This is a genomic window from Oligella sp. HMSC05A10, assembly GCF_001808335.1.
Classification (GTDB): domain Bacteria; phylum Pseudomonadota; class Gammaproteobacteria; order Burkholderiales; family Burkholderiaceae_B; genus Oligella; species Oligella urethralis.
On record NZ_KV792884.1, the window covers coordinates 1 to 3098 of the forward strand.

Below are 3098 nucleotides of genomic sequence, written 5' to 3' on the forward strand. Positions count from 1 at the left end.
GCATAATGTGAGCAGAAAGTGCTGGGTCATTACATTACGTAAAGTCCGCACTATCAAAGCAGTTCCTAACTTTACAGCATGGGCAGAAGCTGCCCATGCTGACGATCTATTCATTTCTGCTATTACTATTATGGAACTTGAACTTGGTATCTTATCGATAGAACGAAAAGATACCATTCAAGGTGCATTGTTACGCTCATGGCTGGAAACACAGGTTTTGTCAGAGTTCGTTGACCGAACCCTATCCATTGATTCAATAGTGGCTCGCAAATGCGCTAGGCTGCACGTACCTGATAGGCGTGGAGAACGTGTGCGCTCATTGCCGCAACTGCACTCACCCATGGCATGATAGTAGTCACTCGCAACATTAAAGATTTTGAACCTACTGGTGTACTTACTTTAAATCCATGGCATTTTTAATGACAGTGCGTATATTGAGTCTGTCTTTAAGGTGCTTGTCAACGACAGTTTAATTCTGAGCCCCGATCATTTAGGGGCAATGCTTGTCAGAGCTCCTCAGATTTGGGTTCGAGCTCCTTAGATTTGAGTTCGAGCTCCTTAGATTTGAGTTCTAGCTCCTTAGATTTGAGTTAGAGCTCTTTGCATTATCTAAAGACTTGCGTAATCGTTCTGAGTTTTTGGGGCTGGACAACAAATAGGACGTCTCCTCAAAAGCATTAAAGTGTTTGAGGCTTATTAGTACAGCAGGCTCACCATTCTGACGGGTGATAAGAACAGGGCTTCTGTCCTCGTTTACTTTATCTAATATTTCAGCTAAGTTTTTGCTAAGATCTTCAAAAGAAATAACTTCCATTTGTGCCACCTTTAAAAAACAATTAGGTACGTATAGTTGCACTTCTACGAAGTTTGACCTTAAGTGCTAAGTGAATACGTTATCAAAAATAGTGGTCAAGCATACCCTGTGCGTTTGTTGCTGACTCGTGCGGCTGATAATTGTCGTTTGCCTTTTGAGTTCAACTCACCAAATGCTGATACACAACGAGCGATTGAGACTTATGCTTGCAACTCAGAAATTAACTCTGGACGCTTATCTAGTAATTGGATTAATTTTAATGCGGCGCCACTCGGATTACGTACACCTTGTTCCCATGATTTAAGCGTATTTACTGAAATACCAATTTGCTGAGCAAACTTATTTTGCGACAACCCAAGCTTGTGCCGAGTTTGTGCTACAGGAGACACAAAAACTTTGGTTTTGCGCCCATATTGGCCATTTTTAACTTCTGTTAAGGCCTGGGTTAAGCTCTGACGAATCTCTTCAGCGTCCGGATCATCTGCAATGACAGCAGATACGATATCATCAATATTCCAATCTTTTGTTTGATTACTCATGTCATGCTTCCTTTAAGTTTGTTTAATCGTTTATCGTCAATATTGCTCTGGGTGTTTTTAGTATAAATATAAAGTAAAAGTATATTGCCATCATCGAGCATATTGTAATAGATTATTCTCACTCCACCGCGTTTCCCTTTTCCTGCGACTGACCATCGTATTTTTCTCAAGCCCCTCCCATTAGGAATTACATCTCCTTCTAATGGATTTAATGATAAATGACTAATGAACTCAAGTCTTTCTAACTCAGACCAGATAGTGTCAGCCTTACTTTTAAATGATTTTGATTCAATGACTGTGTACATATAAATATTATTGGAATACATTGTACTATAATACCTAGTATTCTCAAAGGAAAGAGTTAATCAATTAATTACTAAAGACACCATCATAATTGTGTTTTGAATAATTAATTGACTAATGCTTGACTTTGTCCACCCCACTAATGTTAATGGTAGTTGTTTGTCAGAGATCCTTAGATTTGAATTATGTTTTTTGTATTATCCAAAGACTTGCGTAATCTTTCTATCTCGCATTTGTAATAAACCAAACATATACTGAAGCCTCTCATAGTTATACAGTCAAAAAATGCTAGCTTCTACAATTAAAGATCATCCTCTCTGTTCCTTGCTCTATACATTTAGCGGTTTGTTTTTGTTAGGATTGCTTCTTCGCCCGCAGACCACTGAACCACAAGAGAATGTCTTGGGCTGGATTGTTTGTTTGGTGCTATGGCTGATCAATTTTATATTAATTTTCAAATATTATTTTTTACCAAATAAAGCGATTTTAAGACTAAAAAAGACGGACAGAAAAGTCGCTGCAGAAGTAGTTGAGGATCATGTCGTCGCCTATAGGGAGCAGAGTAGTTTATTGAATCGTCGTTTGACGTTACGATTCAATAACTTATCCGGAACTGCGATATGCCATGAGTTTCATTTGACTGCGTCTAAGCGTCGTCTGGATGAACTGACGAAGAGCGAGCAGCCAACCTTCGATGAGTACGTTGCGGCTCACAATCAATTATTAGAAATGACAGCTGATGGGGCTCAACGTGCCATCCCACTCTATATTAATCAGGCCGATGAGGAGCCAAGTTATTGCTTTGCTGATGAGGAGGTAGGTCCCACCACCAATCGTAAAAAACAAGGTGCCTATATCCTATTGATTGCTGCGATGTTTGGCATTGTGCCTTTGTTGTTTTTGATAAGTGCTGCCAAACCATTAACTCTAAACTTTCTGGACCCCTGGGCGTTACATCCAGTCTTTGCTTGGTTGCTATGTGCCATGGCATTTATGGCAACGTTAGATGTATTGAATGGTAAAAAGTTGTCAACAAAAATTTTCTCAAAAGCAAATAACCGTCGCACTCAACATACTTTTTACCCGATCTTGTTCTTTGGTTTGCCGGCGATTACACAAAAAATTAAGGCTAAACGAATAGATACCACGGATGATGTGGAGCGTTACCAAGTGACATTAGAGTATGTCGATCAACAGTCACAAATTCAAGTCATTGAGCTCACAGCAACGGTGGATGCGGGGATAGAGCAATTAATTCATACATTGCCCGAACGGCGTAAGATCCTGTACCTTGCGCAGGACCCAAGGCAAATTATCTTCTTAGATACAAAAAATGGTGAGTTTTACCATCGTACCTTTGGAGGTTGTTTTGGTACAGATTAATAAGAGCGCGTAGTGGAGCATATATATGGAGCCTGTAAATAATTTTGTGTAACTTCCTT

General features: G+C 39.6%; 4 protein-coding genes and 1 pseudogene. 2 read left to right on the top strand and 3 right to left on the bottom strand.

The features are described 5' to 3' along the window. Positions 1-7: 7 nt before the first annotated feature. Positions 8-420 (top strand): annotated as a pseudogene (locus HMPREF3144_RS03955) (type II toxin-antitoxin system VapC family toxin). A 151-nt stretch (positions 421-571) separates the two neighbouring features. On the opposite strand, the gene HMPREF3144_RS03960 reads toward HMPREF3144_RS03955, so the two are convergent. From HMPREF3144_RS03960 to HMPREF3144_RS03970, 3 genes are all read right to left on the bottom strand, one after another. Further along, entirely contained in the window at positions 572-814 is a 243-nt protein-coding gene (locus tag HMPREF3144_RS03960; RefSeq protein WP_048767127.1) for a type II toxin-antitoxin system Phd/YefM family antitoxin, read from the bottom strand. A 200-nt stretch (positions 815-1014) separates the two neighbouring features. Then, complete coding sequence (locus HMPREF3144_RS03965; protein WP_036560348.1) at positions 1015-1353, bottom strand: helix-turn-helix domain-containing protein; 339 nt, start codon at positions 1351-1353, stop codon at positions 1015-1017. Further along, positions 1350-1679, bottom strand: coding sequence for a type II toxin-antitoxin system RelE/ParE family toxin (locus HMPREF3144_RS03970; protein WP_225792195.1), 330 nt, complete (start codon positions 1677-1679; stop codon positions 1350-1352). Before HMPREF3144_RS03970 ends, HMPREF3144_RS03965 begins: the two co-directional genes overlap by 4 nt. Positions 1680-1941: 262 nt before the next feature. On the opposite strand from HMPREF3144_RS03970, the gene HMPREF3144_RS03975 reads away from it, so the two are divergent. Beyond that, positions 1942-3039 (top strand): hypothetical protein, encoded by a 1098-nt coding sequence (locus tag HMPREF3144_RS03975; RefSeq protein ID WP_070476541.1) that lies wholly within the window; start codon positions 1942-1944, stop codon positions 3037-3039. The last annotated feature ends 59 nt before the right edge of the window (positions 3040-3098 follow it).

Coding starts and splice junctions, on each gene's coding strand:
- HMPREF3144_RS03960 (WP_048767127.1), bottom strand. CDS start 814: ATGGAAGTTATTTCTTTTGAAGATCTTAGCAAAAACTTAGCTGAAATA.
- HMPREF3144_RS03965 (WP_036560348.1), bottom strand. CDS start 1,353: ATGAGTAATCAAACAAAAGATTGGAATATTGATGATATCGTATCTGCT.
- HMPREF3144_RS03970 (WP_225792195.1), bottom strand. CDS start 1,679: ATGTATTCCAATAATATTTATATGTACACAGTCATTGAATCAAAATCA.
- HMPREF3144_RS03975 (WP_070476541.1), top strand. CDS start 1,942: ATGCTAGCTTCTACAATTAAAGATCATCCTCTCTGTTCCTTGCTCTAT.